This is a genomic window from Actinomadura mexicana (assembly GCF_900188105.1).
Lineage (GTDB): Bacteria > Actinomycetota > Actinomycetes > Streptosporangiales > Streptosporangiaceae > Spirillospora > Spirillospora mexicana.
Genome location: NZ_FZNP01000005.1, coordinates 378,606 through 404,641, shown reverse-complemented (window position 1 = coordinate 404,641; position 26,036 = coordinate 378,606). Strand labels below are relative to the sequence as shown.

22 protein-coding genes and 2 riboswitches are annotated in these 26,036 nt (G+C 73.0%); of the genes, 15 read left to right on the top strand and 7 right to left on the bottom strand.

What is annotated here, in order from left to right:
* Positions 1–31 precede the first annotated feature (31 nt).
* The 3 genes from CHC11_RS15785 to CHC11_RS15775 all read right to left on the bottom strand — a co-directional run bounded on the left by CHC11_RS15785 (position 32) and on the right by CHC11_RS15775 (position 4,379).
* Positions 32–898 (bottom strand): CHAP domain-containing protein, encoded by an 867-nt coding sequence (locus tag CHC11_RS15785; protein WP_089312461.1) that lies wholly within the window; start codon positions 896–898, stop codon positions 32–34.
* Positions 899–907: 9 nt separating this feature from the next.
* A riboswitch (cyclic di-AMP (ydaO/yuaA leader) is annotated at positions 908–1,062 on the bottom strand.
* A 133-nt stretch (positions 1,063–1,195) separates the two neighbouring features.
* Positions 1,196–1,394, bottom strand: a riboswitch (cyclic di-AMP (ydaO/yuaA leader).
* Between the two features lie 495 nt (positions 1,395–1,889).
* Positions 1,890–2,837: a C40 family peptidase gene (locus tag CHC11_RS43435; RefSeq protein WP_281258327.1), complete on the bottom strand. Its 948-nt coding sequence runs from the start codon at positions 2,835–2,837 to the stop codon at positions 1,890–1,892.
* 276 nt (positions 2,838–3,113) lie between these two features.
* Positions 3,114–4,379: an NYN domain-containing protein gene (locus tag CHC11_RS15775; RefSeq protein ID WP_245919250.1), complete on the bottom strand. Its 1,266-nt coding sequence runs from the start codon at positions 4,377–4,379 to the stop codon at positions 3,114–3,116.
* 303 nt (positions 4,380–4,682) lie between these two features.
* On the opposite strand from CHC11_RS15775, the gene CHC11_RS15770 reads away from it, so the two are divergent.
* The 3 genes from CHC11_RS15770 to CHC11_RS15760 all read left to right on the top strand — a co-directional run bounded on the left by CHC11_RS15770 (position 4,683) and on the right by CHC11_RS15760 (position 7,701).
* Positions 4,683–6,518 (top strand): DEDD exonuclease domain-containing protein, encoded by a 1,836-nt coding sequence (locus CHC11_RS15770; RefSeq protein ID WP_089312460.1) that lies wholly within the window; start codon positions 4,683–4,685, stop codon positions 6,516–6,518.
* A gap of 34 nt (positions 6,519–6,552) precedes the next feature.
* The gene (locus CHC11_RS15765) at positions 6,553–7,302 is read left to right on the top strand and encodes a rhomboid family intramembrane serine protease (RefSeq protein ID WP_089312459.1); all 750 of its coding nucleotides are present in this window, start codon (positions 6,553–6,555) and stop codon (positions 7,300–7,302) included.
* Between the two features lie 111 nt (positions 7,303–7,413).
* Positions 7,414–7,701, top strand: coding sequence for an Lrp/AsnC family transcriptional regulator (locus CHC11_RS15760; RefSeq protein ID WP_089312458.1), 288 nt, complete (start codon positions 7,414–7,416; stop codon positions 7,699–7,701).
* A gap of 27 nt (positions 7,702–7,728) precedes the next feature.
* On the opposite strand, the gene CHC11_RS15755 is transcribed toward CHC11_RS15760, so the two are convergent.
* Both CHC11_RS15755 and CHC11_RS15750 read right to left on the bottom strand, forming a co-directional pair.
* On the bottom strand, positions 7,729–8,430 hold the full coding sequence (locus tag CHC11_RS15755) for a PDC sensor domain-containing protein (RefSeq protein ID WP_089312457.1): 702 nt from the start codon (positions 8,428–8,430) through the stop codon (positions 7,729–7,731).
* Positions 8,431–8,448: 18 nt separating this feature from the next.
* The gene (locus tag CHC11_RS15750; RefSeq protein WP_089312456.1) at positions 8,449–9,168 is read right to left on the bottom strand and encodes a FadR/GntR family transcriptional regulator; all 720 of its coding nucleotides are present in this window, start codon (positions 9,166–9,168) and stop codon (positions 8,449–8,451) included.
* A gap of 78 nt (positions 9,169–9,246) precedes the next feature.
* On the opposite strand from CHC11_RS15750, the gene CHC11_RS15745 reads away from it, so the two are divergent.
* The 4 genes from CHC11_RS15745 to CHC11_RS15730 are packed head-to-tail and all read left to right on the top strand — an operon-like array spanning position 9,247 to position 13,259.
* Entirely contained in the window at positions 9,247–10,281 is a 1,035-nt protein-coding gene (locus CHC11_RS15745) for an ABC transporter ATP-binding protein (protein WP_089312455.1), read from the top strand.
* A 49-nt stretch (positions 10,282–10,330) separates the two neighbouring features.
* The gene (locus tag CHC11_RS15740; RefSeq protein ID WP_218826105.1) at positions 10,331–11,539 is read left to right on the top strand and encodes an ABC transporter substrate-binding protein; all 1,209 of its coding nucleotides are present in this window, start codon (positions 10,331–10,333) and stop codon (positions 11,537–11,539) included.
* Positions 11,518–12,450 carry an ABC transporter permease gene (locus CHC11_RS15735; protein WP_218826104.1) on the top strand — a complete coding sequence of 311 codons (933 nt, stop codon included), beginning with the start codon at positions 11,518–11,520 and terminating at the stop codon, positions 12,448–12,450. The genes CHC11_RS15740 and CHC11_RS15735 overlap by 22 nt, the downstream gene beginning before the upstream one ends.
* Positions 12,450–13,259 carry an ABC transporter permease gene (locus CHC11_RS15730; RefSeq protein WP_089312453.1) on the top strand — a complete coding sequence of 270 codons (810 nt, stop codon included), beginning with the start codon at positions 12,450–12,452 and terminating at the stop codon, positions 13,257–13,259. Before CHC11_RS15735 ends, CHC11_RS15730 begins: the two co-directional genes overlap by 1 nt.
* Before the next feature lie 34 nt (positions 13,260–13,293).
* On the opposite strand, the gene trpD is transcribed toward CHC11_RS15730, so the two are convergent.
* Complete coding sequence (gene trpD / locus CHC11_RS15725; RefSeq protein ID WP_089312452.1) at positions 13,294–14,343, bottom strand: anthranilate phosphoribosyltransferase; 1,050 nt, start codon at positions 14,341–14,343, stop codon at positions 13,294–13,296.
* 87 nt (positions 14,344–14,430) lie between these two features.
* Entirely contained in the window at positions 14,431–14,853 is a 423-nt protein-coding gene (locus CHC11_RS15720) for a response regulator transcription factor (RefSeq protein ID WP_089312451.1), read from the bottom strand.
* A 100-nt stretch (positions 14,854–14,953) separates the two neighbouring features.
* On the opposite strand from CHC11_RS15720, the gene ctaE reads away from it, so the two are divergent.
* The 8 genes from ctaE (at position 14,954) to CHC11_RS15680 (ending at position 25,916) form a co-directional block, all read left to right on the top strand.
* Entirely contained in the window at positions 14,954–15,601 is a 648-nt protein-coding gene (gene ctaE, locus CHC11_RS15715) for an aa3-type cytochrome oxidase subunit III (protein WP_089312450.1), read from the top strand.
* A 44-nt stretch (positions 15,602–15,645) separates the two neighbouring features.
* Complete coding sequence (qcrC, locus tag CHC11_RS15710; RefSeq protein ID WP_089312449.1) at positions 15,646–16,557, top strand: cytochrome bc1 complex diheme cytochrome c subunit; 912 nt, start codon at positions 15,646–15,648, stop codon at positions 16,555–16,557.
* Complete coding sequence (gene qcrA / locus CHC11_RS15705) at positions 16,554–17,651, top strand: cytochrome bc1 complex Rieske iron-sulfur subunit (RefSeq protein ID WP_089312448.1); 1,098 nt, start codon at positions 16,554–16,556, stop codon at positions 17,649–17,651. The genes qcrC and qcrA overlap by 4 nt, the downstream gene beginning before the upstream one ends.
* The gene (gene qcrB, locus CHC11_RS15700) at positions 17,648–19,282 is read left to right on the top strand and encodes a cytochrome bc1 complex cytochrome b subunit (protein WP_089312447.1); all 1,635 of its coding nucleotides are present in this window, start codon (positions 17,648–17,650) and stop codon (positions 19,280–19,282) included. The genes qcrA and qcrB overlap by 4 nt, the downstream gene beginning before the upstream one ends.
* Before the next feature lie 70 nt (positions 19,283–19,352).
* A complete protein-coding gene (locus tag CHC11_RS15695) occupies positions 19,353–20,480 on the top strand; it encodes a glycosyltransferase family 4 protein (protein WP_089312446.1) in 1,128 nt (375 codons plus the stop codon).
* Positions 20,481–21,401: 921 nt separating this feature from the next.
* Entirely contained in the window at positions 21,402–23,405 is a 2,004-nt protein-coding gene (locus tag CHC11_RS15690) for a peptidoglycan DD-metalloendopeptidase family protein (RefSeq protein WP_089312445.1), read from the top strand.
* A gap of 16 nt (positions 23,406–23,421) precedes the next feature.
* Positions 23,422–24,408, top strand: a complete 987-nt coding sequence (locus CHC11_RS15685) for a ferric reductase-like transmembrane domain-containing protein (protein WP_143227078.1) — start codon at positions 23,422–23,424, stop codon at positions 24,406–24,408.
* A complete protein-coding gene (locus CHC11_RS15680) occupies positions 24,405–25,916 on the top strand; it encodes an NADH-quinone oxidoreductase subunit NuoF family protein (RefSeq protein WP_089312443.1) in 1,512 nt (503 codons plus the stop codon). Before CHC11_RS15685 ends, CHC11_RS15680 begins: the two co-directional genes overlap by 4 nt.
* Positions 25,917–26,036: the final 120 nt, after the last annotated feature.

Sequence of the window (26,036 nt, the reverse complement as noted above, 5' to 3'; positions counted from 1 at the left end):
TCCTATGCAGGGCGCGGGACGGGGGGTGCCGTCACGACCGGTAGTCCGGGTAGCCGTAGCCGACGACGACGTCTGTGGAACGTTCCTTTATCCGGACGGCGTTGTCGGCGTTGCCCTCGACGGTCTCGATCGCGCCGTCGTCGACCTTCTCGATCACCATGCCGACGTGCTGGATGTCGTCGACGGACTCGCCGCCGTCCCACGCGAAGAAGACGATCGCGCCGGGCCTCGGCTCGGTGCCCCAGCGGCCGTGCTCCTGGAACCAGCGGGCGTGGGCGACCGTCCAGGCGTCGCTGCCGACCTGGTCGCTGAATCCGATCTGCTCGCCCACCCAGGAGACGAACATGTCGCACCAGTTCGCGTCGCCGTAGCCGCCGAGGGAGCCGCCGTCGCGCGCGAGCGTCTCCCGCGCGCGGGACGTGGACATGTACCACTCCTGGAACTTGGTCTCGCCGCCGCCGTCCTCCTCGACGCCGACCTGCGAGCGGGCGAGGGCGATGGCCTGCGCGGCGGTGGGCCGCGACTTCGCGGCGGCCTTCCCGGAGGTCTTCGCCCGGGGCTGCTCGGGCCGGTCGTCGTTCTTCGCCGGTGCCTTCGGGCGGGTGGTCCCGGGCCCGTCCTTGGACGTGCGGCCGGACGTGCGGCCGGACGTGCGGCCGGAGCCGGACGTGCGCCCGGACGGGTCGCCGTGCGCCGCCAGGCCCGGGGCCAGGTCGGCCGCGGCGGCGGGCCTCGCCGGGGCGGAGCCGAACGGCAGGACCGACGCCTGCGCGGTGGCCGCGGCGGTGCCGAGCACGGCGGCGCCGACGACCACGCCGCCGGTCGTCCGCCACGTGAGGGACAGGGAGTTCGGCTTGCGGTGCCTGCCGGGGGTCTTCTTGCAGTGCGCGCGTGGCACGGGGGGATCTCCTCGACTTCCATGCCGCCTACCGGGTTAGCTGACGGGTTCGGGCGTGGAAGCCGCCCTACGGCCGCGAAGGCAGGCCGATTCACCCCTGAAAGGACGCAGTGGGTCCCCGGTTCCACGACGGCCGCTCATGCGGGGCACGGCGGTCCGCGGACTCGGCGGTGACGTGCCCGGGGGCGGGCACGCCGGTTCGGATGGGGAATCTCGCGGGCAGGGACGCCCGCGGAGTGCAGAGGGTGGGGCGTGGCCGCGTGGCGGCCACGCCCCAGGTAACGCTGCGGAATTCACTCCTTCTCTTCCAGACGCCTACCGGGTTAGCTGACGGGTTCGGGCGTGGAAGTGGCCCTACGGCGGCTCTCACCGGACTGCGGGGAGAGACGCGCCGATTCACCCCGGGTGCCGGAATGCCCGTTCGGAGACGTTCTCCGAACTCCGGCGGATGTGGGTCCCCGGTTCCGCACTGAAGCGGATTCGGCGCTGCCGCTGCGCTCCTGGGGGCGAGATGGGGCCCGGCGCGGGACCTGTCTCCCGCGTGCGAACGAGCGGCGCCTGATGTTGTGGGCGGACGGCTGCCCGTCTCCGGGACCGTCCGGGGTCTGCCCCCGTGTACGCCACCGCGGCTTCGCGCTCAGCGCCATGCACGCTGCGAGCGTGCGCACGGTGGACGGGGCAGGTCGGTCTGCGTCGAGACCGTGCGGCGCCTTCGGGCGCCGCGGGACGGCACGTGGGGCGTGCCGCCCTGGGGGAGCGGCACGTGGATCGCGCCGCCGTCACGCGGGTGCTGGATGCGCCGCGTGGGGCCGGAGCGCCTGGTCGGCGCCGCGGGGCCACGGCGTCTGGAGGGCGCCGTGAGTGGTGACAAGGTACCAAAACCCCAAAGGAAGGCAAACCCCCCCAAAATCAACAACGGACCAGGTCAAGCCTGGTCCGTTGTCGGTGAGGCCCCGTCATGCCCGCGGGGCGGGGGCGTGCGGGCGGTGCGTCAGGGCCGCCCGGCGCCGTAGTAGTTGCTCAGGTAGTAGCCGGAGGTGATGTCGGCGATCCTGACGACGTCGCCGGTGTGCGGGGCGTGGATCATCTTGCCGCCGCCCACGTAGAGGCCGACGTGGCCGAGGCTGCTGAAGAACACCAGGTCGCCCGGCTGCAGGTTGCTCTTGGCCACCCGCTTGGTCGCGGCGTACTGGGAGTTGGTGGTGCGGGTGATGCCGACGCCCGCGGCGGCCCAGGCCTTCATGGTCAGGCCGGAGCAGTCGTAGGAGCTCGGGCCCTCGGCACCGTAGGAGTAGGGCTTGCCGAGCTGGGCGTAGGCGAAGTCGAGCGCCGCGCGGGCCGGCCCGCTGGCCGGGCCGTTGTAGGTGCCGCCGGTGCCGCCGCCCGGGCCGCCCGAGCCTGACGGCGTGTGCGGGCTGAGCCGGCGCACGAGCGCCTTCTGCTTCTTCACCTGCTTGTCGAGTTCCAGCTTCTGCTTCCTCAGTTCGTCCTGCTTCGACTTCACCTCGTCGTAGGAGGACTTCGCCTGGGACTGCTCGCGGCGGAGCCGCTGAGCGGTCGCGAGGAACTGGGTGAGCTGGGAGCTGCGCTCCTGCGACAGGTGCGAGAAGACGGCCGCCTGGTCGAGGATCGACTGCGGGTCCTTGCTGCCGACGAAGCCGGTGACATCGGCCGAGTCACCGTTCTTGTAGGCGGTGGCCGCCATCGTAGCGATCTTGGACCGCTGCTCCTCGAAGCTGGCCTGCTCCTGCTTGCTCGCCTTGGTCGCGGCGTCGAACTTCTTCTTGGCGACCTTGAGCTTCTCGCGGTTCTGGTTGAACTGCTCGACCTTCTGGTCCATCTTCTCGTTGAGCTTGTCGAGCGTCTTCTGGGCCTGCGCCCGGGTCGGCTTGGGCTCGGCGTGCGCCACCACCGGGGAGCAGGTCAGGGAGACCGTCACGGTCAGGCCGGCGACGGCCGCCAGGCGACGTGAGACGCCTCTGCCCGCAGAGCCTGCCCTGCGGCCAGGCCGCTGCGCCGGTGCCCCGATGTGATCATTGGCCACGGTCGGTTTCGCCCCTCTCGTCCACGACGTCAGCCGCCGACATTAGCGAGGGGCAACAGCCGTCACAACCGATTCATCACTCTTTGATTGACATCTATGAATATTGTCCACTTTCAGTGACGACATGATCACTTACGGCGAGGTCTGCCTTATCGGAGCCTTATGGGCACCTTAGGAGCGGCCCAGCCTGCGCAGCAGCAGGGAGGACGGGCAGGGGCGCGCGCTGGCGCGCCGCGCGGCGTCGGCCACCTCCCGGTCGGACGACACCACGACCACCGACCGGCCCGGCGGCTCGGCCCGCACGAGCTCGCCGATCAGCTCGTCGGCCGTCTGCCCCGGGTGGCTGAACAGCACCCGCACCCCGCGCGGCGCCGCGATGGCGACCGGCGCGTCCAGCGCCGCGCCGTCGAACACGCACGTCACCTCGGCGCGCGTCTGCGCGGCGAGCCCGCCGAGCCCCGACAGCAGCCGGCTGCGCTGGTCGGCCAGCGGCAGCTCCCCGTACCCGGTCTTGGTGACGTTGTAGCCGTCCACCACCAGGTGCACCTGCGGAAGCGTCAGCAGCCGGTCCAGCAGCTGCGGGTCGCTGTCGGACAGGGCCCGTCCGGGCAGCGCGCGGTGCGCCAGCCGGTCCGGCTCCAGCCCGCCCACCGCGTCCGCGGGACGGCCGATGGTGGAGGGCAGGGCCAGCTCCCGGCGGACGCCCTGCGCCGCGTCCACGAGCGCGTCCAGCAGCATCCGCAGCCGCACGTCGTCGACGTTGCGCCCCTCGCGCGCGGCCCGCTTGGCGGCCTCCGCCGCCTCCTCCGCACGCGCGGCCCGGGCGCGCAGCCTGCGCAGCTCCTTCTCCGACGCGGCGGTCGACTCGCGCGCGGCGGCGAGCCGGCGATCGGTCTCCGCCGCGACCGCGTGGGCGCGTTCCTCCGCGGCCCGGAACCGGGTGCGCGCCTCGTGCAGCTTGCGGCGCAGCTCCGCGACCTCGGCCTTGGTCTCGCGCAGCTCGGTGCGCAGCTTGGCCAGCTCGGCGCCGCGGGCGTCGCGGGTGGCGGCCAGCTCGGCCTTCAGCGCGGCGATGCGGCGCTCGGCCTCCTGCTCCTCCGACGCGGTCGCCGAGCGCGCCAGCTCCTCGCGCGCGGACTCCACCAGCCCGGCCCAGCCGGCCGGGCGCAGCAGGTAGGCCAGCACCGCGACGCGCACCGGGTCGGCCGCGGGCGGCACCTCCCCGCCCTCGACCGCCTCCACCAGGTCGGCCTGCGCCTCCCGGAGCGGCACGGCGACCCGGCGCCGGAACTCCCCGTCCTTCTCCAGCACCGCCGCGATGTGCTGGCCAGCGAGCCTGGCGCGCTTGCGGCGCTCGAACCGCGCGAACCGGCGCAGCGGCACGGGGACCTCGTCGGCGGGCAGGGACCCGATCAGCTCGGCGGCGACCTCCACCACGCCCTGCCGCACCGCCTCGGGCAGCGGGCGGGTCGGGTTCTGCGCGGGCTCCCCGCCACCGGGGGTCGCCTCGGGACCGCTGTCGATGATCCCGCTCCTTCCGGGCTGCGCCGCCGGTGGGCTGTGTGTTCCCGAGCGCTCCCCGCCCTAACCGGCGCGGACGTGCGATCGGACGGATCGCGCCCGGCCCCCGGCGGGATGCCTCCCGCCCGTCCTCGCGGCCCCCGCCCGGCGGGACGTCCCGGCGCCCCCCAACCCTAGCGGCACGAAGTTCTGTCGGTGGGGTCCTCTACGGTCGCGCACATGACGGCTGCGCACGGTGTCCAAGGGCGCGGAGCCCAGGGGCACGGCGTCCAAGGGCACGGCGTCCAGGGCACCCTGGACGACCTCGGCACCCCGCTCCGCGACGTCACCTTCGTGGTGGTCGACCTGGAGACGACCGGCGGTTCGGCGGCCGACTCGGCCATCACCGAGATCGGCGCGGTGAAGGTGCGCGGCGGAGAGGAGCTCGGCGAGCTCGGCACGCTGGTCGATCCGGGCGGACCGGTCCCGCCGTTCATCACCGCGCTGACCGGCATCACCACGGCGATGGTGACGGCCGCGCCGCGGATCGAGTCGGTGCTGCCGGCGTTCCTGGAGTTCGCGCGCGGCTGCGTCCTCGTCGCGCACAACGCCTCGTTCGACATCGGCTTCCTCAAGGCCGCGTGCGCCGCGAACGGCTACGCCTGGCCCGCGTTCGCGGTCGTCGACACCGTCGACCTGGCGCGGCGCGTGCTGTCCCGCGACGAGGTGCCCAACTGCAAGCTCGGCACGCTGGCCCGCTTCTTCCGGACGTCCAACGAGCCGACGCACCGGGCCCTCGCCGACGCCCGCGCCACCGTGGAGGTGCTGCACGGCCTGATCGAGCGGCTCGGCTCGTTCGGCGTCACCTCGCTGGAGGAGATGCGCGGCTTCGCCAAGGCGCCCACCCCCGAGCAGCGCCGCAAGCGGCACCTCGCCGACGACGTCCCCTCCACCCCCGGCGTCTACCTGTTCGAGGACCACGCCGGCGAGGTGCTCTACGTGGGCAAGAGCGGCGACCTTCGCTCGCGCGTGCGCAGCTACTTCACCGGCTCGGAGACGCGCTGGCGCGTCCGGGAGATGGTCGGCCTCGCCGAGAACGTCCGCACCATCGTGTGCGCCACGGGGCTGGAGGCCGAGGTCCGCGAGCTGCGGTTGATCGCCGAGCACAAGCCGCGCTACAACCGCCGCTCCAAGTTCCCCGAGCGGGCGATCTGGCTGAAGCTGACCGTGGAGCCGTTCCCGCGGCTGTCCATCGTGCGGGAGTGCCGCGCCGACGGCGCCCGCTACCTCGGGCCGATCTCCTCGCGGCGGCAGGCCGAGGAGGCCCGCGCCGCGCTCCACGAGGCCGTGCCGCTGCGGCAGTGCACCCAGCGGCTGACGCTCCGGCTGGTGGAGCGCGGCAAGGCGCGGTCGTGCGCCCTCGCCGACCTCGGCCGGTGCGGCGCGCCCTGCGTCGGCCGCGAGTCCGCCGACGCCTACGCCCTCCACGCCGGGACGGCCCGCTCCATCATGGAGGGCGACGTGCGGCCCGTGGTGGCCGCCGCGCAGGTCCGCATCGACCGGCTGGCCTCCGAGCTGCGCTACGAGGAGGCCGCCGCCCAGCGCGACCGGCTCGCCGCGTTCGTCCGGGCCGCCGCGCGCGGGCAGCGGCTCGCGTCGCTGGCCCGGCTGCCCCAGCTCGTGGCCGCCCGACCCGCCTTCGACGGCGGCTGGGAGCTGTCGGTCGTGCGCTACGGCCGGCTCGCCGCCGCCGGGACCGTCCCGCCGAACGCCCGGCCCCGGCCCTACGTCGACGCGCTCATCGCGACCGCCGAGACGGTGTTCCCGCCCTCCGGGGAGGCGCCCGGCGGCGTCGCGCTCGGCGCGCCCCCCTCGCAGGGCGCGACCGCCGAGGAGATGGAGTGCGTCCTGCGCTGGCTCGACCTGCCCGGCGTCCGCCTGGTCGAGGTCGACGGTCCGTGGACGTGCCCGCTGCACGGCGCCGAGGGGCTGCGCGAGTGGATCGACAAGGGCTACGACCGGAGCTACGAGCGGCCCGAGGAGGCCCGGCGCGGGCCCCGCCGCCCACTAAGGTGACGGGGTACACCCGGCAACCGGAGGACGACCCCGCATGGCACTGCCTCTCTACGACAGTCAGCCTGCGCGGCGCGTTCCCTGGGTGACCTACCTGCTGATCGCCGTCAACGTGGTGGTCTTCCTCCTCACCCCGATGTCGAACTTCGCCACCTGGTACGGCGAGGGCTCGGTCCGCGAGTGCAAGGCGACGCACTTCACGTTCGAGTACGGCGCCGTGCCGAAGGAGCTGACCACCGGCGACCAGCAGCCGCTGCCGACCGGGGTCGTGCACGACTGCGGGCCGGCGGGCTTCCGCAAGGCGCCCTGGACGACGGCGTTCACCTCGATGTTCCTGCACTCCAGTGCCCTGCACCTGCTCGGCAACCTGGTCTTCCTGTTCGTCGTCGGCATGGGGGTGGAGGACCGGCTCGGCCGGTGGCGCTACCTGCTCGCCTACCTGGCGTTCGGGCTCGTCGCCGTCTACGGGTTCGCGTGGACCTCGCCCGGCTCCACCGTCCCGCTCATCGGCGCGTCCGGCGCGATCGCCGGGGTGATGGGCGCCTACGTGATCCTCAACCCGCGGGGCCGCGTCGTCAGCTGGGTGCCGCCGGTCATCGTCATCCGCCTGCCGGTGTGGGTGGTGCTCGGCTACTGGTTCGTCCTGCAGTGGCTGTCCCTGGGCGACGAGAAGAGCAACGTCGCCTACACCGCGCACATCTACGGCTTCGTGGCGGGCGTGGTGTTCGCGCTCCTGGCCCGCCGCGCCGGCCCGGCCCACCGCCTGGCCGCGCTGAGCCGCGGCTGACCGGGCCAGCGACCGCCCGCGGCCGGCCTCTGGACCGGGGCGTCCCCTCGCGCACGCGCCGGCGGCCTCCCCGGTAGGGTCGGAGCGTCCGTTCTGTGGGGGAGGGGTGCAGTGGTCACTGCGATCGTGTTCGTCAAGGCCGACGTCGCGCGCATCCACGAGGTGGCCGAGACGATCGCCGCGCTGGACGGCGTCAGCGAGGTGTACTCCGTCACCGGCGACCACGACCTCATGGTGATGGTCCGGGTGCGGCGCCACGAGGAGCTCAACGACGTGATCCCGGGCCGCATCAACAAGGTCCCCGGCATCGCCGGCACCGAGACCCACATCGCGTTCCGCACCTACTCCCAGCACGACCTGGAGCAGGCGTTCTCCCTCGGCCTCCCCGACGCCGACTGATCCCGGGACCGCGGCCGGGCGCGGCTACTAGCGGCCGACGACGAGGGCGATGCGGTCGATGCCGCCCCCGCAGGGGCGGGCGGCGTAGCCGGGCACCTCGCGGTACACGGCGCCCGGGGGCCAGCTGGCGGTGTTGGAGGCCATCACGCGGCCGGGGGCGTTGACGACGAACGCGGGCGCGGGGATCTCCCGCAGCGCCGGGACGACCTCGTTCTCGAACGTCCGGGCGAACACGTCGGCGGCCGCGACGCCCGCGAACGCGCCGCCGACGCGTACCGGCGCCGACAGGGTCAGGACGTACTCGTCGCTGCACAGGTAGTCGACGTAGGGGCCGCAGACGGTCTTCTCGGCGCCGCTCCGCGGCTCCGTGAACCACTCCCAGCCGGTGTAGTCGTACAGGACGCTGCTCTCGGGGTTCAGGTCGCGCAGCAGCTGGGACGGCCGCCCGGCCGGGCCGGTCTGCCACCACTCCATGTACCAGGCGGCGTCGGCGAGCAGGCCAGGCGCGGCGATGAACCCCAGGCCGCAGACGATCGGGCCGAGCCGGGAGAACAGCAGCGGGCGCAGCGCGGCGAGGTCGGCGCTGGCGGGGGCGCGCCCGGCGCGGTGGACGTCCTCCAGGCACCGCGCCGTCGCGTCGCGCACCTGCGCCACGGTGGTGAAGACGCCGTCCAGGGTCGCGCGGACGTGTGCCGCCGCCGCGCCGACGGCCGGTGGCTCGGCGGGCATGGGTCCCCCCTCGGGGTCTCAGAGCGCGAGACGTCGTTCAATCAGACGTTCTACCGCATTCGAGACGTGACTTTCAGCTACATCGCGCGCTCCGGCGCCGTCGGCGGCCTCGATCGCCTCGACGAGCCGGGCGTGTTCGGCGTCGACGCGGCCGCGCCGTTCGGGCAGGTCGTGCACGGCCCAGACCAGCGGCCCGATCTCGGCCTGGAGCCGGATCTCCTCCCGGGTGAGCCGGCCGGACTGGGAGGCGGCGGCGACCTCCAGGTGGAGCCGGCCGTCCAGCCGGCACATCCCGGCGCCGGAGGGGCCCGCCCCGGCCATCTCCTCCAGCGACCGCCGCAGCCGCCGGACGTCGCCGGGCAGCGACCGCCCGGCGGCGAGCCGCGCGGCGGCCCCGGCGATGGCGGCGTAGTGGTCGCCGAGATCGCGGAGCTCTTCCGCGCTGAGCGAACGAAGCCGCTCGTCGAGATCGAACGCCCTGGTGGGAGCCCGGACGAAGCTGCCGCCGCCGCGCCCCCGGCGGGTCTCGATGAGCCCTTGCTGACGCAAGGCCATCAGCGCTTCGCGTAGTGTGACCGTCGAAACACCGAGAAATGCCGACAGGTCGGTCTCACTGGGCAGCTGCTCGCCGTCCGCGAGGAGGCCGAGCGCGATCGCGTCGCTCAGGCGCCGCACGACCGCGTGCACCCGCGCGGTGTTGTCGACGGGAGCGAACACGACGAGGTGCGCGCTGTCCATGGGCCCCCTCCCGGTGTCGACACAGTGATACCGGAACATCACTTGAACTTAAACCTCTGACTCCATATGTTTTCGGTCATGCCGGCTTCAGCGGTGAGGATCCGCGATCTGCGCAAGACTTTCGGTGCCGTCGAGGCGGTGGCGGGCGTCGACCTCGACATCGGGGACGGCGAGTTCTTCTCGATGCTCGGGCCGTCCGGGTCGGGGAAGACGACCGTGCTGCGGCTCATCGCGGGCTTCGAGCGAGCGACATCTGGAACGATCGAACTCGGCGGCAGGGACGTGACGGGGCTCGCGCCGTTCGACCGCGACGTCAACACCGTCTTCCAGGACTACGCGCTCTTCCCGCACCTGGACGTGCTCCGCAACGTCGAGTACGGCCTGAAGGTGCGGAGGGTGCCGAAGGCCAGGCGCCGGGAGCGGGCGCTGGAGGCGCTGCGCAGCGTCCGGCTCGACGGGATGCAGGCGCGCCGCCCCGCCGAGCTGTCGGGCGGCCAGCGCCAGCGGGTCGCGCTCGCCCGGGCGCTGGTGAACGAGCCGAAGGTGCTGCTGCTGGACGAGCCGCTCGGCGCGCTCGACCTGAAGCTGCGCGAGGAGATGCAGGTCGAGCTGAAGAGCATCCAGCGGAGGGCCGGCATCACCTTCGTGTTCGTCACCCACGACCAGGAGGAGGCGCTGACCCTCAGCGACCGGATCGCGGTCCTGGACGGCGGCAGGGTCCAGCAGGTCGGCACGCCGGCCGAGGTGTACGAGCGTCCCGCCACCGAGTTCGTGGCCGGCTTCGTCGGGACGACCAACCGCATCGGCGACGTCTGCGTGCGGCCGGAGAAGATCCACGTCCACGAGGACGGCGGCGCGGTGGAGGCGGGCGGGCCGGACGCGGGGGACCGGCAGGCGCTCGGCACGGTCGCCGAGGTCGTCTACGCCGGCGCGGTCACCCGCTTCGTGATCGACCTGGAGTCGGGGGACCGGGTCGTCGCGCTGCAGCAGAACCTGCGGACCTCCTCCATGGACGTGCTGGGCCGGCGCGGCGCGCGCGTCCGGATCAGCTGGCACGAGGCGCACGAGTTCCACGTGTCGGGCGCCGGCTCCACGCCGGCGCCCGCCCCCTGAGCCACCCCTAACAGACCCCCGAAAAAACCCCCACAATAAGGAGTTCCCCATGTGGTCCACGCGCATGGCGGCCGCCGCCGCGGCGACGCTGGCGATCGGACTGGCGGCCGCCGCCTGCGGCGGCGACTCGGGCGACAAGGCGACCGGAGCCGGGCAGGGCGGCTTCCCGGTCCCCAAGGTGCCGGTGCAGAAGTCGCTCGGCCAGGGCGAGGGCCAGGTCAACCTGGTCGCCTGGGCCGGGTACGCCGAGGACGGCTCCAACGACCCCAAGGTCGACTGGGTCACCCCGTTCGAGAAGCAGACCGGCTGCAAGGTCAACACCAAGGTCGCCGGCACGTCCGACGAGATGGTCACCCTGATGAAGACCGGCGAGTACGACGCGGTCTCCGCCTCCGGCGACGCCTCGCTGCGGCTGATCGCCTCCGGGACGGTCGCGCCGGTCAACACCGGGCTCGTGCCGAACTACGCCGACGTGTTCGCCGGGCTGAAGATGAAGCCGTGGAACTCGGTGAACAACGTCGCCTACGGCATCCCGCACGGCCGCGGCGCCAACCTGCTCATGTGGCGCACCGACAAGGTCAAGACGGCCCCCGACTCGTGGGGCGCGGTGTTCGACGCCAACTCCCCGTACAAGGGGAAGATCACCGCCTATGACTCGCCGATCTACATCGCCGACGCCGCCCTCTACCTGAAGTCGGCCAAGCCCGAGCTCGGCATCAAGAACCCGTACGCGCTCGACCAGAAGCAGTTCGACGCGGCCGTCGAGCTGCTGAAGACCCAGCGCGGGCTCGTCGGCGAGTACTGGTCCGACTACACCAAGGAGGTCCAGGCGTTCAAGAGCGGCGACTCCGTCCTCGGGACGACCTGGCAGGTCATCGCCAACCTCGCGCAGGGCGAGAAGGCCCCGGTCAAGGTGACCCTGCCCAAGGAGGGCTCCACCGGCTGGTCGGACACCTGGATGGTCGGCGCGAAGTCCAAGCACCCCAACTGCGCCTACAAGTGGCTGGACTGGATCGTCTCGCCCAAGGCCAACGCGCAGGTCGCCGAGTGGTTCGGTGAGGCCCCGGCGAACGCGAAGGCGTGCCGGGAGACCGCGGACAAGTCGTTCTGCGACACCTTCCACGCCACCGACGAGAACTACTTCTCCCAGGTGCACTTCTGGACGACGCCGATCGCGCAGTGCCTCGACGGGCGCAAGGACGTCAAGTGCGTCGACTACTCCAAGTGGACCCAGGCGTGGACCGCGATCAAGGGATGACCGGCTCCGCCCTCACCGGCGGGAAGGACGGCCGCCCGGCGCCGGGTCTCCGGCGCCGGGCGGCGGCCCTGCTGCACCGCCGCCCGCGGCTGCGCCTGTCGCTGCTGCTGTCGGCGCCGCTCGCCTGGCTGGTCGTCGTCTACCTCGGCGCGCTCGCCGCGATCTTCCTGACCGCGTTCTGGACGACCGACGTCTTCACCGGCGAGGTCGTCCGGCAGTTCACGCTCGCCAACTTCCAGACCCTGGCCGACGAGCCGGTCTACCGGACGGTCGCGCTGCGCAGCCTCGGCGTCGCGGCGGCCGTCACCCTCATCGACACCGCGATCGGCTTCCCGATGGCGCTGTACATGGCCAAGGTCGCCAGGCCGCGGCACCGGCCCTACCTGGTGATCGCGATCCTGGCGCCGCTGTGGGCCGCCTACCTCGTCAAGGCCTACGCGTGGCGGGTGATGCTGTCGGAGGGCGGCCTGGTCGACCAGGTGCTGGGGCCGTTCGGGCTCTCCAGCCCCGGCTACGGCCTCACCGCGACCGTGCTCGTGCTGGCCTATCTGTGGCTGCCGTACATGATCCTGCCGATCTACGCGGGCCTGGAGCGGCTGCCGGACTCGCTGCTGGACGCCTCCGGCGACCTCGGCGCCCGTCCGCTGCGCACGCTGCGGTCCGTCGTGCTGCCGCTGGTGTTCCCCTCGCTGGTGGCCGGATCGATCTTCACGTTCTCGCTGTCGCTCGGCGACTACATCACCGTGAAGATCGTCGGCGGCCGGAGCCAGCTGCTCGGCAACGTCGTCTACGACAACATCGGCGCCGCCAACAACCTGCCGTTCGCGGCGGCGGTCGCCACGATCCCGGTGGTGGTGATGCTCGGCTACCTCGCCGCGGCCCGCCGCACCGGCGCGCTCAGGGAGCTGTGATGACCCTCTCGCCCGCCGCGCGGATCGCCCTGCGCGTCGTGATGTTCCTCGGCCTCGCCGTCATCTACGTGCCGCTGCTGGTCGTCCTGGTCAACTCCTTCAACGCCGACACCACCTTCGGCTGGCCGCCGCCCGGGTTCACCGGGCGCTGGTGGTCGCGGGCGCTGCACAACGAGGGCGCCCGGCAGGCCGTCCTCACCAGCGTCAAGGCGGGCCTCGGCGCGACGGCCGCCGCGCTCGTCCTCGGCAGCATGGCGGCGTTCGCGGTGTCGCGGTACCGCTTCTTCGGACGCGAGGCGGTGTCGCTGGTGGTCGTGCTGCCGATCGCGCTGCCCGGCATCGTCACCGGAATCGCGCTCAGCAACGCCTTCCAGGTCGTGCTGAAGCCGCTCGGGATCGGGCTCGGCCTGTTCACCGTGATCGTCGGGCATGCCACGTTCTGCGTCGTCACGATCTTCAACAACGTGCTCGCCCGGCTGCGGCGCACGGGCACCAGCCTGGAGGAGGCGTCCGCCGACCTCGGCGCCGACACGTTCCAGACGTTCTGGCACGTCACGTTCCCGGCGCTCCGCTCGGCGCTGCTCGCCGGGGGGCTGCTGTCGTTCGCGCTGTCCTTCGACGAGATCATCGTGACCACGTTCACCGCCGGGCCGGGCACCGAGACGCTGCCGATCTGGATCTTCAACAACCTGTTCCGGCCCAACCAGGCCCCGGTCGTCAACGTGCTCGCCGCCGCCCTGATCGTGCTGTCGGTCGTCCCGATCTGGATCGCGCAGCGGCTGTCCAGCGGCGCCCGCGGCGTCGCGTGAGCGGGCCGTGAGCGCTGTGCGCGGGGTGTGAGCGTCAGCCCCGCAGGCGCCGGGAGGTGTCGACCCAGCGGTCGAGGAGGGTGGCTGCGCCTCCCGAGTCGACCGCTGCGGCGGCGCGCTCGTAGGCGGCCCCCAGCGTCGCGGTGAGGTCGGCGGCGGGCGGCGCCCCCTCGTAGGCGGTGATGAGCGCGGCGGCGTTCAGCAGGACCATGTCGCGGACGGGCCCCGGCCGTCCGGTGAAGGTCTCGCGCGCCACCCGCCCGTTGAACACCGCGTCGGCGCCGCGCAGGTCCTCCGGCTTCGCCGGCGGGATGCCGAGGTCGGAGGGGTCGAAGGTCGTCTCCGTGGCCGTCCCGTCGCGCACGACCCACACCGTGGAGGTGCCCGTGGTGGTCAGCTCGTCCAGCCCGTCGTCGCCCCGGAACACCAGCGAGGAGCAGCCGCGCGAGGCGAACACGCCCGCCATCACGCCCGCCATCCGCGGGTGGAAGACCCCGACGGCCTGGGCCAGGGGGCGCGCCGGGTTCGTCAGCGGGCCGAGGAAGTTGAAGACCGTGGGCGTGCCCAGCTCGCTGCGGGTGCGCGAGGCGTACTTCAGCGCCGGGTGGTAGAGCGGCGCGAAGCAGAACGTGATGCCGATCTCGTCGGCGACCCGCGCGGTGGCCTCGGGGGACAGGTCGATCGCGACGCCGAGGTGCTCCAGCAGGTCCGCGGCGCCGCACGAGGACGACGCGGCCCGGTTGCCGTGCTTGACGACCCGCACGCCCGCCGCGGCCGCGACCACGGCGGCCATCGTGGAGATGTTGACGGTGTGGCCGCGGTCGCCGCCCGTCCCGACGAGGTCGGCGATGCGGCCGGGCACCTCGATGGGCGTGGCGTTGTCCATCATGCCCCTGGCAAGGCCGGTGACCTCCTCGACCGTCTCCCCCTTGGCGCGCAGCGCCACCGCGAAGCCCGCGATCTGCACGTCGGTGGCATCGCCGGACATGATGCTGTTCATGGCCCAGGAGGTCTCCTCGCTGGACAGCGAGTCGCCCGACACGAGGGCGTTGAGCAGTGCGGGCCAGCTGGTGCGCGCGTCCATGTCGCCTACAGGGTCGTGGTGAGTGCGTCGTAGGGGTGCTGCCCCGCAGGGGTGTGGTGCCCTGCGGGGTGCGGTGCTCTGTGCGGGCTACAGGGCCGGCAGGCGGTTCTTGAGGCGCTGCCGCATGAGGCCGGCGAGGGCGTTCGCGAGGCCCATCGGATCGATGGGCAGGCCCACCACGGCGTCGGCGCGCGACCAGGTGGCGAGCCAGCCGTCGTCGCGGCGGCCGATGACCGCCAGGACGGGCGGGCAGTCGTACACCTCGTCCTTGGCCTGCCGGCACACGCCGAGACCGCCCGCGGGCTGCGCCTCGCCGTCGACGATCAGGACGTCGACGCCGCCCCGGTCGAGCCGCGCCACGACGGCCGGCTGGGTGGCGCACTCCTCGAACTCGACCTTCGGGAGGTCGGCGGCGGGCCGGCGCCCGATCGCCATCCGGATCTCGGCGCGGGTGTTCGCGTCGTCGCTGTAGACGAGGATCTTCATCGGGCTCTCCGGGGCGCTGCTCATGCACGTGAGGGTACCGGGTCGCGGCACTGGTGACACGCTCGGGGAACTCTAGAAGGGGGGTCATGCGTCACTCACTGGATAGGGGCGCAATAATGCTGGCGTGACAGCATCCGCGATAGAGACAACACCTCACGCACGGGCGAACCGTCCCAATCTGGTCAGCGTGGGGACGATCGTTTGGCTGTCGTCCGAGCTGATGTTCTTCGCGGCGCTGTTCGCGATGTTCTTTACGATCCGCTCTGTGACGATCGGCCAGTCCGGCCACCACGCCTGGCCGGGCGCCCCGCTGGACCTGCCGCTCTCGGCGATCAACACGACCGTTCTGGTGCTGTCCTCGGTGACCTGCCAGATGGGCGTGTTCAAGGCCGAGGCGGGCAAGGTCGGACGTGACGGAAGCGTGTTCAACGTGGCGCGCTGGGGCCTGCGCGAGTGGTACGTGCTCTCGTTCCTGATGGGCGCCTACTTCGTCGCCGGCCAGGGCTTCGAGTACTCCCAGCTGGTCTCCAAGGACGGCCTCACCTTCTCGTCCTCGGCCTACGGCTCGGTCTTCTACCTGGCCACCGGCTTCCACGGCCTGCACGTCGTCGGCGGCCTCGTCGCGTTCCTGTTCCTCCTGGGACGCACCTACGCCGCGAAGCGGTGGACGCACGAGCAGGCGACGAGCGCGATCGTCGTCTCCTATTACTGGCACTTCGTCGACGTGGTGTGGATCGGCCTGTTCTCGGTCGTCTACCTGCTCGACCTCTGAACGACCCGACCGACCCGACCGACATGACCCGAACGGGGACTTCCGTGAAAAGGATCACCGCATGGCGACGGCGCCCGTGGGCGGGCTACGCCGTCGTGCTGGCGGCCCTGGCGGCGATCGGCGCGATCTACGCCGGCTTCTCGCCGCGGACTGACCGCGCCGAGGCGCAGACCACCGCCCAGGCGGCGCAGGACCTGAAGAACGGCCAGCAGCTCTTCAACAAGAACTGTGCGAGCTGCCACGGGCTGAACGCCGAGGGCACCAAGGACGCCAAGGGCAACCCGATCGCCCCGAGCCTCATCGGCGTCGGCGCCGCGGCCGTCGACTTCCAGGTCGGCTCGGGCCGCATGCCGGCGGGCAACCCCGGCGCGCAGATTCCGCGCAAGGAGCCGATCCCCCAGTTCAACACCTCGATCAAGACCGACTTCGAGGAGAAGGACAAGCGGGAGGCGGCCGAGAAGCAGAAGGCGCAGGCCGAGAAGAACCTGTCCGACCTCAGCGCCTACGTCTCCTCGCTCGGCGGCGGTCCGGCGGTCCCCCCGGCGTCGGCGGTGGACCCGAAGACCGGCAACGTCGCGCTCGGCGGGAAGCTGTTCCGCACCAACTGCGCGCAGTGCCACAACTTCACCGGCCAGGGCGGCGCGCTGACCGGCGGCAAGTACGCGCCCTCGCTGTCGAACCCCGAAGTCACGCCCACCCAGATGTACGAGGCCATGCTGACCGGCCCGCAGGCGATGCCGGTGTTCAACGACACCACGCTCACGCCGACGGACAAGCAGGCGATCATCGCCTACCTCGTCCAGACGCGCGAGGAGCCGAACCCCGGCGGTAACGGCCTCGGCCGCATCGGCCCGGTGTCGGAGGGACTGGCCGGCTGGCTGGTCGGCATCGGCCTGCTGGTACTGGCCGCCATGTGGATCACCGCGAAGAAGCCGAAGAAGCTGAAGAAGTCATGAGCGACGACAACAAGGACACGGCGGGCCGGCCCGGCCCGCGCGAACGCGTGATCGGCACGCCGTCCCCCGCGCGGGAGAAGGCACTGCTGGCCGAGGACGACATCTCGGCGCCGGCGGGCGTGGGAGACCAGCTCGACGAGGCGTCGGCCAAGCGCGCCGAGCGGATCGTCGCGACGCTCTTCCTGGTCGCGTTCGCCGCCAGCGTGGCGTTCATCGCCTATTTCATCGGCTGGAGCGGCCGCGACGGCGGCATGCACGGCGTCACCCGGGCGCGCGAGAGCAACCTGTGGCTCGGCGGCCTGATGGCGCTGTCGTTCCTCGCGATGGCCTTCGGCGTCACCATCTGGGTGCGCCGGCTGATGACCAGCAAGCCGATCGTGCAGGAGCGGCACGAGATGGCCGCCAGCGAGGAGACCCGGGCGGCCTTCACCGAGGACTTCCTGGAAGGCGCCGACGACAGCGGCATCACCAGGCGGCCCCTGCTGCGCCGCACGCTGCTGCTCGCCGCCGCCCCGCTCGGCCTGGCCCCGCTGGTGCTGCTGCGCGACCTCGGCCCGCTGCCGGAGAAGCGGCTCCGCCACACCTACTGGGGCGAGGCCGTCAAGAAGGCGCGCGCGGAGGGCAAGAAGGGCGCCCGCCTGGTCGTGGACGGCACCAACAAGCCGCTGCGGGTCAGCGACTTCTCCTCCCCGGGCTCGATGATCACCGTCCTGCCCGAGGGGATCGAGGAGGAGCTCCCCGAGGACCAGGTGCTGACCCAGAACGCCAAGGCCGTCACCATCCTCATCAACATCCCCGCGGAGCAGTTCAAGCCCGCCAAGGGCCGCGAGAACTGGCACGTCAACGGGATCGTCGCCTACTCCAAGGTGTGCACGCACGTCGGCTGCCCCGCGGCCCTGTACGAGCAGACCACGCACCACATCCTGTGCCCGTGCCACCAGTCGACCTTCGACGCCACCGACGCGGCGAAGGTGATCTTCGGGCCCGCGGCGCGGCCGCTGCCGCAGCTGCCGCTGTCCGTGGAGGACGGGTACCTCATCGCCACGAGCGACTACCACGAACCCGTCGGACCGAGCTTCTGGGAGCGCGGATGAGCGAGGCGACAGCCCCGAAGGCGGTCGAGGCGCCGCTGACGTTCCTCGACGACCGCCTCGGCTCCACCACCTTCTTCAAGCGGAACATGAAGAAGGTCTTTCCGGACCACTGGTCCTTCATGCTGGGCGAGATCGCCCTGTACTCCTTCATCATCCTGCTGCTGACCGGGACGTTCCTGACGCTCTGGTTCCAGCCGAGCATGACGGAGACCGTGTACGACGGCTCGTACACGAAGCTGCAGGGCGTGAAGATGTCCGAGGCCTACGCCTCGACGCTGCACATCACGTTCGACGTGCGCGGCGGCCTGCTCATGCGGCAGATCCACCACTGGGCCGCGATCCTGTTCATGGCGTCGATCCTCGCGCACATGCTGCGCGTGTTCTTCACCGGCGCCTACCGCAAGCCGCGCGAGCTGAACTGGCTGATCGGCATCGGCATGTTCACGCTGGGCATGCTGGAGGGCCTGTTCGGGTACTCGCTGCCCGACGACCTGCTGTCCGGCACCGGCCTGCGCATCACGCAGGGCGTCGCGGAGTCGATCCCGGTGGTCGGCACCTACATCTACATGTTCCTGTTCGGCGGCGAGTTCCCCGGCCAGGACATCGTCCCGCGCCTGTACATGCTGCACATCCTGCTGATCCCGGGCCTGCTGCTCGGCATGGTCACCGCCCACATGATGATCATGTGGGTGCAGAAGCACACGGCGATGCCGGTCAAGCACCAGACCGAGCAGCAGGTGTACGGCTACCCGTTCTACCCGGTCTTCATGGCCAAGACGGGCGCCTACTTCCTGTTCACCTTCGGCGTCCTGGCGCTGCTCGGCGCGTTCGCCCAGATCAACCCGATCTGGCTGTTCGGCCCGTACGACCCCGGCGCGATCTCCTCGGCCTCCCAGCCCGACTGGTACATGGGCGTCCTGGAGGGCGCGCTGCGCATCATGCCGAACTGGGAGGTCTCCGCCTGGGGCCACACGGTCAGCTTCAACGTGCTGATCCCGGCGCTGGTGCCGCTCGGCATCGTGTTCGGCGGCGCGGCCGCCTGGCCGTTCGTCGAGCAGTGGGTGACGGGCGACAAGCGCCACCACCACGTGAACGACCGCCCGCGCAACGCCCCGGTCCGCACGGCGACGGGCCTCGCCGCGGTCACCTTCTACGGGCTGCTGTGGCTCGCCGGCGCCAACGACGTCATCGCGGAGAAGTTCCACGTGTCGCTGTTCGCCACGACGTGGTTCTTCCGGGTCACGTTCTTCCTCGGGCCGATCCTGGCGTTCGTCATCACCAAGCGGATCTGCCTGGGCCTGCAGCGCAGGGACGCCGACGTCGTCGGGCACGGCGTGGAGAGCGGCGTGGTCATGATGTCGCCGGACGGGAAGTTCTCCGAGCGGCACGAGGCGCCGCGCGACGAGGAGCGGCACGTCCTGCTCTCCAAGGAGAACGCCCGGCCCGAGGCCCCGGCCCGGGACGCCAAGGGCATCCCGGCGCCCGGCACCAAGGGCCCGATCGGGCACCTGCGCTCGCGCCTCAACCGCGCGTGGACGTTCGACGACGTCCCCGTCGAGGAGCACGAGCACCCGCACGGCGAGCAGGCCGAGATCGAGGGCGGCGCCACCTCGCACGAGGTCAGGCACTGACCGTCCGCGCATCGGGGGCCCGTCACCGCACCGCCGGTGGCGGGCCCTTGCGCGTGCCGGGCGGCCGGCGATGACCAGGACGCTGTTCGTCACCAACGACTTCCCGCCGCGGCCGGGCGGCATCCAGGCGTTCGTGCACGGCCTCGCCGTGCGGCGCCCGCCCGGTTCGGTCGTCGTCTACGCCCCCGCCTGGAAGGGGGCCGCGAGGTTCGACGCGGCGCAGCCCTTCCCCGTCGTCCGGCATCCGGGCTCCCTCATGCTGCCGGAGCCGGGCGTGCTGCGCCGGGCCGCGGACGTGCTGCGCGCGGAGCGCTGCGACTCGGTCGTGTTCGGGGCGGCGGCGCCGCTCGGCCTGCTGGCCCCGGCGCTGCGGCGCCGCGGCGCGCGGCGGCTCGTCGGGATCACGCACGGGCACGAGGCCGGCTGGGCGTCGCTGCCGGTGGCGCGCACCCTGCTGGGCCGCATCGGAGACGGCGTCGACGTCCTGACCTACCTCGGCGAGTACACCCGCTCCCGGATGGCGAAGGCGCTGTCGCCCGAGGCGGCGGCGCGGATGGCCCGGCTCGCGCCCGGGGTCGACGAGTCGCTCTTCCATCGGGGCGCGGGCGGGGAGCGGATCCGGGAGCGGCACGGGCTGGCCGGCCGTCCGGTGGCGGTGTGCGTGTCCCGCCTGGTCCCGCGCAAGGGGCAGGACGCCCTGCTCCGCGCCTGGCCCCGCGTCCTGGAGTCCGTTCCGGACGCCGCGCTGCTCCTCGTCGGCGGCGGACCCTACCGCGGCGACCTGGAACGCCTCGCCGCGTCCCTCGGCGTCGGCCGTTCGGTCGTCTTCACCGGCGGCGTCCCCTGGGAGGAGCTGCCCGCCCACTTCGACGCGGGCGACGTCTTCGCGATGCCCTGCCGCACCCGCCGCCGCGGCCTGGACGTCGAAGGGCTCGGCATCGTGTACCTGGAGGCGTCCGCGACCGGACTCCCGGTCGTGGCGGGCGATTCGGGCGGCGCCCCCGACGCCGTGCTGGACGGCGAGACGGGCCTCGTGGTGCCGGGCCGCTCCGTCCCCGACATCGCCGAAGCCGTGAGCAGCCTGCTCTCGGATCCGGACCGAGCCCGCGCCATGGGCGAGAAGGGCCGCGCCTGGATCGAACGGGAGTGGCGCTGGGACGTCCAGGCGAGCCGCCTGGGGAACCTGCTGGCGCCCTGACCGACACCGTCCCCAGGGCGAGGACCCGCCCCCGCGCCGTAGGCGGGTCCTCGCCCTGGGGACGGCGGCTCAGTGGCGCCTGAACGCGCCGAATCCTCGGCGCGCCGTTCCGGGCCCGGGCACCCGAGGGCGCCCGGGCCCGGAACGGCGCCGTGGGCGCATGCCCCGCCCCCGGAGACCGGTTCCACGCGGGCCGCCCCTGCCGAGGCGGGGTGGGGGTGATCCTTCGCCGGCCCGCCCTGCGCCCTCGTGGGGGAGGACCTGGAGACGGGCGCGCCGCGTGGGCCGGCCGGCGGGAACGGATCGGGTCCGCGTGGACGGGAGCGCGGGGCACGGCCCCGGCATCCGGCACCGTGGGGCCCGGCCCCGCGACGGTGCCCGGCCGTGGACGCGCGGAAGGCACGGCCGCCCCCCGGGACGATCCCGTGCCGCGGTGATCGTGTCATAGGGGCACCTCCTGCCGCTTTCTGCGTCCACGGTCGCTGACGTTCCCGAAGTTAGAGCCGCCGGCGGGCTGCGGCGTTACCGTTAACCCGCCCTTAATGAGCGGATCAGCCATCACTAAGCCGCCGTCCCCCGAAAAGCCGATACGCCCAGGTGGGAGGGGTGCCGGCGCCTCGCGCCCGGAGGCGTGAACCCGCGGCGGCCTCCGTGCGTACAGGTGAGGAGCGCAAGCGCCGCGGGACAAGGCTCATCGGCCTTTTTTGGCACCGACTAACATCCAAGTGGCTTCGGGGGCGTATGCTCCCGGAGTGTTCGAGCGGATTCGTAAGAATCCGTTCGGGATCGTGGTGGGAGCGAGCGGGCTCCGACACCGCGGTCCCGTCATGTCTCAGCAGGACGGCCGCCGGGTGACAGGCCCGGCGGCGCGGAACTTCGTCGGCGTTCGCCGTGCTCTCCGTCTCCTCCACAGGAGAGGGCATGGCGCGACGCGATTACGGGCATGCGTCCCGGAGCCAAACGCATGCTTCACCGTGGGCTGAGACGCCCGCGCGCCCGTCCGCAAGACCCGAGCCCAAGCAGGGGCTCTGGTCCGAGGACCCCCAGTGGCCCGAAGGGTCCTGGTGGTCGGAGCAGCCGGACTGGTCCGAGCGGGGGCGCAGATCGCCGCGGCGCGAGCCGTCGCGGCGCGAGATCAAGCGGCGCGAGGCCAAGGCCCGCGCGCGCCGTTCCGGCAAGGGATCCGAGCGGTCGCGCCCCCGGGCGCAGTGGCCGGAGCCGCCCGAACGGCGCGACGACGCGGGGGCCGAGCGTTTCGACGCGCGCGGCAGCTACGACCCCGCGGGCTACGCCGCCCGCACGAGGCGGGACGCGCGAACGGAGCGCTCGGATGCCCGGAGCGAGGGGTCGGAGCGGCGGGGTGAGTCTCGTGATCCCAGGAGTGGGGGGCGGGACCCGCGCACCGAGCAGTTCGACGCGCGCAACGGCCGGCGGGATGCCCGGACGGAGCGTTCTGCCGCCCGCGGCAAGCCGCGCGACGGACGCACCGAGAGGTTCGATGCCAGGATCGAGGGGCTCGGCGGGCGTGCGGCACCGTCCGGCGGGGATCGGTCCCGCGAGTTCCCGGCGCGGGGCGGGCGTGCCCGCCGTGCGGAGCCGTCCCGCGCGGGGCGGGGCGGCCCCCAGCGGCGGCCCGCTCGACCGGAGCAGCGGCGGCGCCAGTCGCCGCCGCGTCCCGGGCCGAAGGCGACGCCGCGCCGCGGCAGGCGGCCCGCCGACCGGCTGAGCATCGGCGCGATCGTCCTGTCCACCGCGGTCGGGCTGTCCCTGCTGGGCATCGCCGAGCGGGCCCTGCTCGACGGCGGACCCGTCGGCGGCTCCTCGGGGCCGGTCGGCTCGCAGCGCGCGATCAGGCCGCCGAAGCCCGGCACCGGCACGCCCGCGCGACCCCAGCAGCCCCAGCAGCGGCCGGGGGCCGGCGGCGGCACGGCGACCGTTCCGGCGGGACCCGACCTCGGGGTCCTCGCCACGCAGGTCCGCAAGTTGACGCTGGCGCAGCGGGGCGCCGCGGCGCGGCAGGCCTACGGGACGGCGCTGACACGGCAGCCGTTCGTGGGCGCCACCCGCCAGAGCGCCGACCGGACCTGGGTCTTCGGCACCAGTGCGATCCCGGTTCCCGAGGCCAGCGCGGCCGGCCCCGAGCTCTCCTTCTACGCCGCGCACTGGACGGGCCGGCAGTGGCAGGTCGGCCTGTCGGGCGCGACGGCGTTCGCCGCGCTCCTCGGAGCCGCCCCCGCGAACCTCATGTCGCCGGCGGAGTCGCGGCTCCTGCGCAGGTACGGCGCGCTCAGCGCCGCGCAGGCCACCACGCTCGTCAACGGGACGCGCGCGGGCGACCGGCTGATGCTGCCCTGGAAGATCGGCCAGGCGTGGTCGATGACGACCTCCGACGACACCACGTCCTCGCGCCCGCTGGCGTCGCTGGCGTTCTCCGGCGGCGACGGGCGCGTCCTGGCGGCCGGCGGCGGACGCCTCTACCGGTTCTGCTCCAGCCAGGCCGGCGCGGTGGTCATGGTGATCCACCCGAGCGGCCTCGCGTCCACCTACTACGGGATGCGGAGCGTGACCGAGCTGCGCGACGGCAGCGTGGTCGCGCGGGGCGACGCGCTCGGCCGCACCGGCACCGCCCGGCCCTGCGGCGGGGCGGCCGCGCCCCGCGCCGAGGTCGCGTTCGGGCTGCGCCGCGGCGGCGGGGCGGTCCCGCTCGACGGCGCCGAGGTCGGCGGCTGGACGTTGCGCGAGCGCGCCAAGCCGCTCCTCGGCTTCGCCGAACGCGGAGTCCTGCAGGTGCTTCCCGGGGGGCTGTTGGCCAACCTCGGCCCGGTCCCCGCCGCGGACGACTCTCCGTCGTCATCGCCGTCTCCCGGCAAGAAGCCGGAGGACGGCGCCGGACCGGGCGACCCCCCGGCGCCGGCCGCCACCTAGAAGAGGAGTCCGAGCGGTGCGAATTCGCAACAGTGATGATCCCGCGGTGCCCACCTGGGCGCTGCGCGTGGTGCTCGCCGGCGCGGTGCTGGTGCTGGTCGGCGCGGCGACCCCGCAGGGCGCCGTCGCGGTCGCGAACGTGCAGTACTTCCTCAGCTTCTACGCCGGCGTCTTCGCGCTGGTCGCGCTGACCACCGCGGTGATGAGCGGGCTGCTGGCCACCGAGCGCCTCATCCTGAAGATCCGCCACCGGGTGCTCGCCCAGGCGGTGCACCGCGCCTCCGCCGTCGTCGCGACGGCGATGCTGGTCGCGCACGTCACGGTGAAGGTGATGAGCGGCCTCGCGCTGCCCGTCCAGATCGTCGTGCCGGACGGCGGCGCGATCGGCCTCGGCACCATCGCCCTCGACCTGATGCTCCTCATCGTGGTCACCGGGCTGATGCGGGCGCGGTTCGCGCTGCGGGGCAAGGCCTGGGTGTGGCGGTCGATGCACGCCGTCGCCTACGTGTCCTGGCCGCTCGCGATCGTGCACGGCCTGATCGCCGGGCGGGCCGCGGCGCCGTGGGTCGTGCTCAGCTACGTGATGAGCGTGGTGTTCGTCGTGCTCGCCCTGGTCACCCGCATGGTCGTGGTGATCAAGCCGCGGGACGTCCACCTGGCCGGCGAGGAGGTCGGGGCGTACTCGCTGCCGGACGGCGCGGGCCGCCGCCGCGACCGGCGCGCCATGGCGGCGCGGGAGCACGAGAAGGGCCGCGCCGCCGCGCGGTCGCGCGTCCGGGCGGGGGAGGACCGCTTCGACGATCCGCGCGACTTCGACGACTCGGGCGACTTCGACGACGCGCGCGACTTCGGGGGCCGCCGGGACTTCGGGGGCCGCCGGGACTTCGGCGGCCGGCGGGACTTCGACGACCCGCGCGACTTCGGGGGCTCCCGGCAGACCGTCGCGGATCCGCGCGGCATGCCCGTGACCGGGCAGGGCCGCGACACCGAGGTCATCCGATGACCTCGACCGTCACGGTCTCCAACATCGGCGGGCCGCGGCTGACGCTCGGGTTCGACCGGTTCGACCGGCTGGACCTCGACCGGCACCTGGCGGTGCACGGCAGGCTCCGCGCGCCGGCGCTGGACGACCTGGTGCGCATGGCCGAGCAGGTCGACCTGAGGGGACGCGGCGGGGCGGGGTTCCCGTTCGCCCGCAAGCTGATGGCGGTCGCGGCGCGGGTCAACCACCCGACCGCCGACCGGACCGCGCTGCTGCCCGGCGAGAAGGGCGACGAGCGCGGGTCCAGCGAGGACGTCGTGGTGGTGGTGAACGGCGCCGAGGGCGAGCCCGGCAGCGCCAAGGACAAGGTCCTGCTCGGCCGGGCCCCGCACCTGGTGCTCGACGGCGCGCAGATCGCGGCGAACGCGCTCGGCACCCAGCGGATCGTGCTGGCCGTCGAGAGCGACGAGGCCGCCCGGTCGGTCCGCGCCGCGATCAGCGAGCGGCGGATGCCGGCCCGGGTCGTGCGGCTGACCGAGCGGTTCATCTCGGGGGAGAGCGGCGCGGTGATCCGCGCGATCAACGGGGAGACGCCGATCCCGCCGGGCGTCAAGGTCCGCGCCTCCGACTCGGGGGTGGACGGCTTCCCGACCCTGCTGTCCAACACCGAGACGTTCGCGCAGCTCGCGGTCCTCGTCTCGCTCGGCCCCGACCTGTACGCCTCGGCCGGGACGGAGGACGAGCCGGGCACCACGCTGCTGACGATCGGCGGGACGCAGGTCGTGGAGGCGCCGCTCGGCACGCCGCTGCGGGCCGTCCTCGACCACTGCGACGTGCCGTCGTCGCCCGGCGTGCTCGTCGGCGGCTACCACGGGATGTGGCTCGGCCAGGGCGCGGTGTCGCGGGCGGTGCTGTCGCGTGCCGGGATGCGGCGCGTCGGCGGGACGGTGGGCGCCGGGATCATCCTGCCGCTCACCCAGGGCACCTGCCCGCTCGGCGAGATCACGCGGATCGCCTCCTACCTCGCGGCGCAGTCCGCCGGGCAGTGCGGGCCGTGCCGGCTCGGGCTGCCCGACGTCGTCCGGTCCCTGATGGCGCTCACCGAGGGGGCCGGGACGGTGGAGGACGTGCGCCGCGCCGCCGGCGTCGGCCGGGGCCGCGGCGCCTGCACCCACCCCGACGGGACGGCCAGGTTCGTCCTGTCGGCGATGGAGGCCTTCACCGCCGACATCGACACGCACCGGTGGGGCGGCGGGTGCGGCCAGTCGACCTACGGCATCCTGCCGCTGCCCGTGCCGGACGGCACGGAGGGGCGGGTCGCGATCGACTGGAGCCGGTGCGACGGGCACGGCCTGTGCGCCTATCTCGTGCCCGAGCTGATCCAGCTCGACCGGTACGGCTTTCCCGTCGTGCTCGGCACCGACATTCCCTCGTGGATGGAGAAGGACGTTCAGAAGGCGGTCGCGATGTGCCCCGCATTGGCGCTCCGCGTCGTCGGCGGAGTTCCCGGTGCGCCCTTGCGTCGCTGAATGCGCCGCGCAGAGAAAAATTGACAACAGGTGGACATCTTTGAACCCGGCGGGCGGTCCGGTGCGTATCTCCGGACGAACCCGCGCCGGGTCCGTCGAGAGATCCTTGAAAGGAGGGAC

What these genes read in the sequence shown, in the direction of transcription:
- CHC11_RS15750 (WP_089312456.1), bottom strand. Translation starts at nt 9,168, where the DNA reads ATGGACAGCGCGCACCTCGTCGTGTTCGCTCCCGTCGACAACACCGCG.
- CHC11_RS15690 (WP_089312445.1), top strand. Translation starts at nt 21,402, where the DNA reads ATGGCGCGACGCGATTACGGGCATGCGTCCCGGAGCCAAACGCATGCT.
- CHC11_RS15720 (WP_089312451.1), bottom strand. Translation starts at nt 14,853, where the DNA reads ATGAGCAGCGCCCCGGAGAGCCCGATGAAGATCCTCGTCTACAGCGAC.
- CHC11_RS15680 (WP_089312443.1), top strand. Translation starts at nt 24,405, where the DNA reads ATGACCTCGACCGTCACGGTCTCCAACATCGGCGGGCCGCGGCTGACG.
- CHC11_RS15730 (WP_089312453.1), top strand. Translation starts at nt 12,450, where the DNA reads ATGACCCTCTCGCCCGCCGCGCGGATCGCCCTGCGCGTCGTGATGTTC.
- qcrB (WP_089312447.1), top strand. Translation starts at nt 17,648, where the DNA reads ATGAGCGAGGCGACAGCCCCGAAGGCGGTCGAGGCGCCGCTGACGTTC.
- CHC11_RS15770 (WP_089312460.1), top strand. Translation starts at nt 4,683, where the DNA reads ATGACGGCTGCGCACGGTGTCCAAGGGCGCGGAGCCCAGGGGCACGGC.
- CHC11_RS15755 (WP_089312457.1), bottom strand. Translation starts at nt 8,430, where the DNA reads ATGCCCGCCGAGCCACCGGCCGTCGGCGCGGCGGCGGCACACGTCCGC.
- CHC11_RS15695 (WP_089312446.1), top strand. Translation starts at nt 19,353, where the DNA reads ATGACCAGGACGCTGTTCGTCACCAACGACTTCCCGCCGCGGCCGGGC.
- CHC11_RS15740 (WP_218826105.1), top strand. Translation starts at nt 10,331, where the DNA reads ATGTGGTCCACGCGCATGGCGGCCGCCGCCGCGGCGACGCTGGCGATC.
- CHC11_RS15745 (WP_089312455.1), top strand. Translation starts at nt 9,247, where the DNA reads ATGCCGGCTTCAGCGGTGAGGATCCGCGATCTGCGCAAGACTTTCGGT.
- trpD (WP_089312452.1), bottom strand. Translation starts at nt 14,343, where the DNA reads ATGGACGCGCGCACCAGCTGGCCCGCACTGCTCAACGCCCTCGTGTCG.
- CHC11_RS15765 (WP_089312459.1), top strand. Translation starts at nt 6,553, where the DNA reads ATGGCACTGCCTCTCTACGACAGTCAGCCTGCGCGGCGCGTTCCCTGG.
- qcrA (WP_089312448.1), top strand. Translation starts at nt 16,554, where the DNA reads ATGAGCGACGACAACAAGGACACGGCGGGCCGGCCCGGCCCGCGCGAA.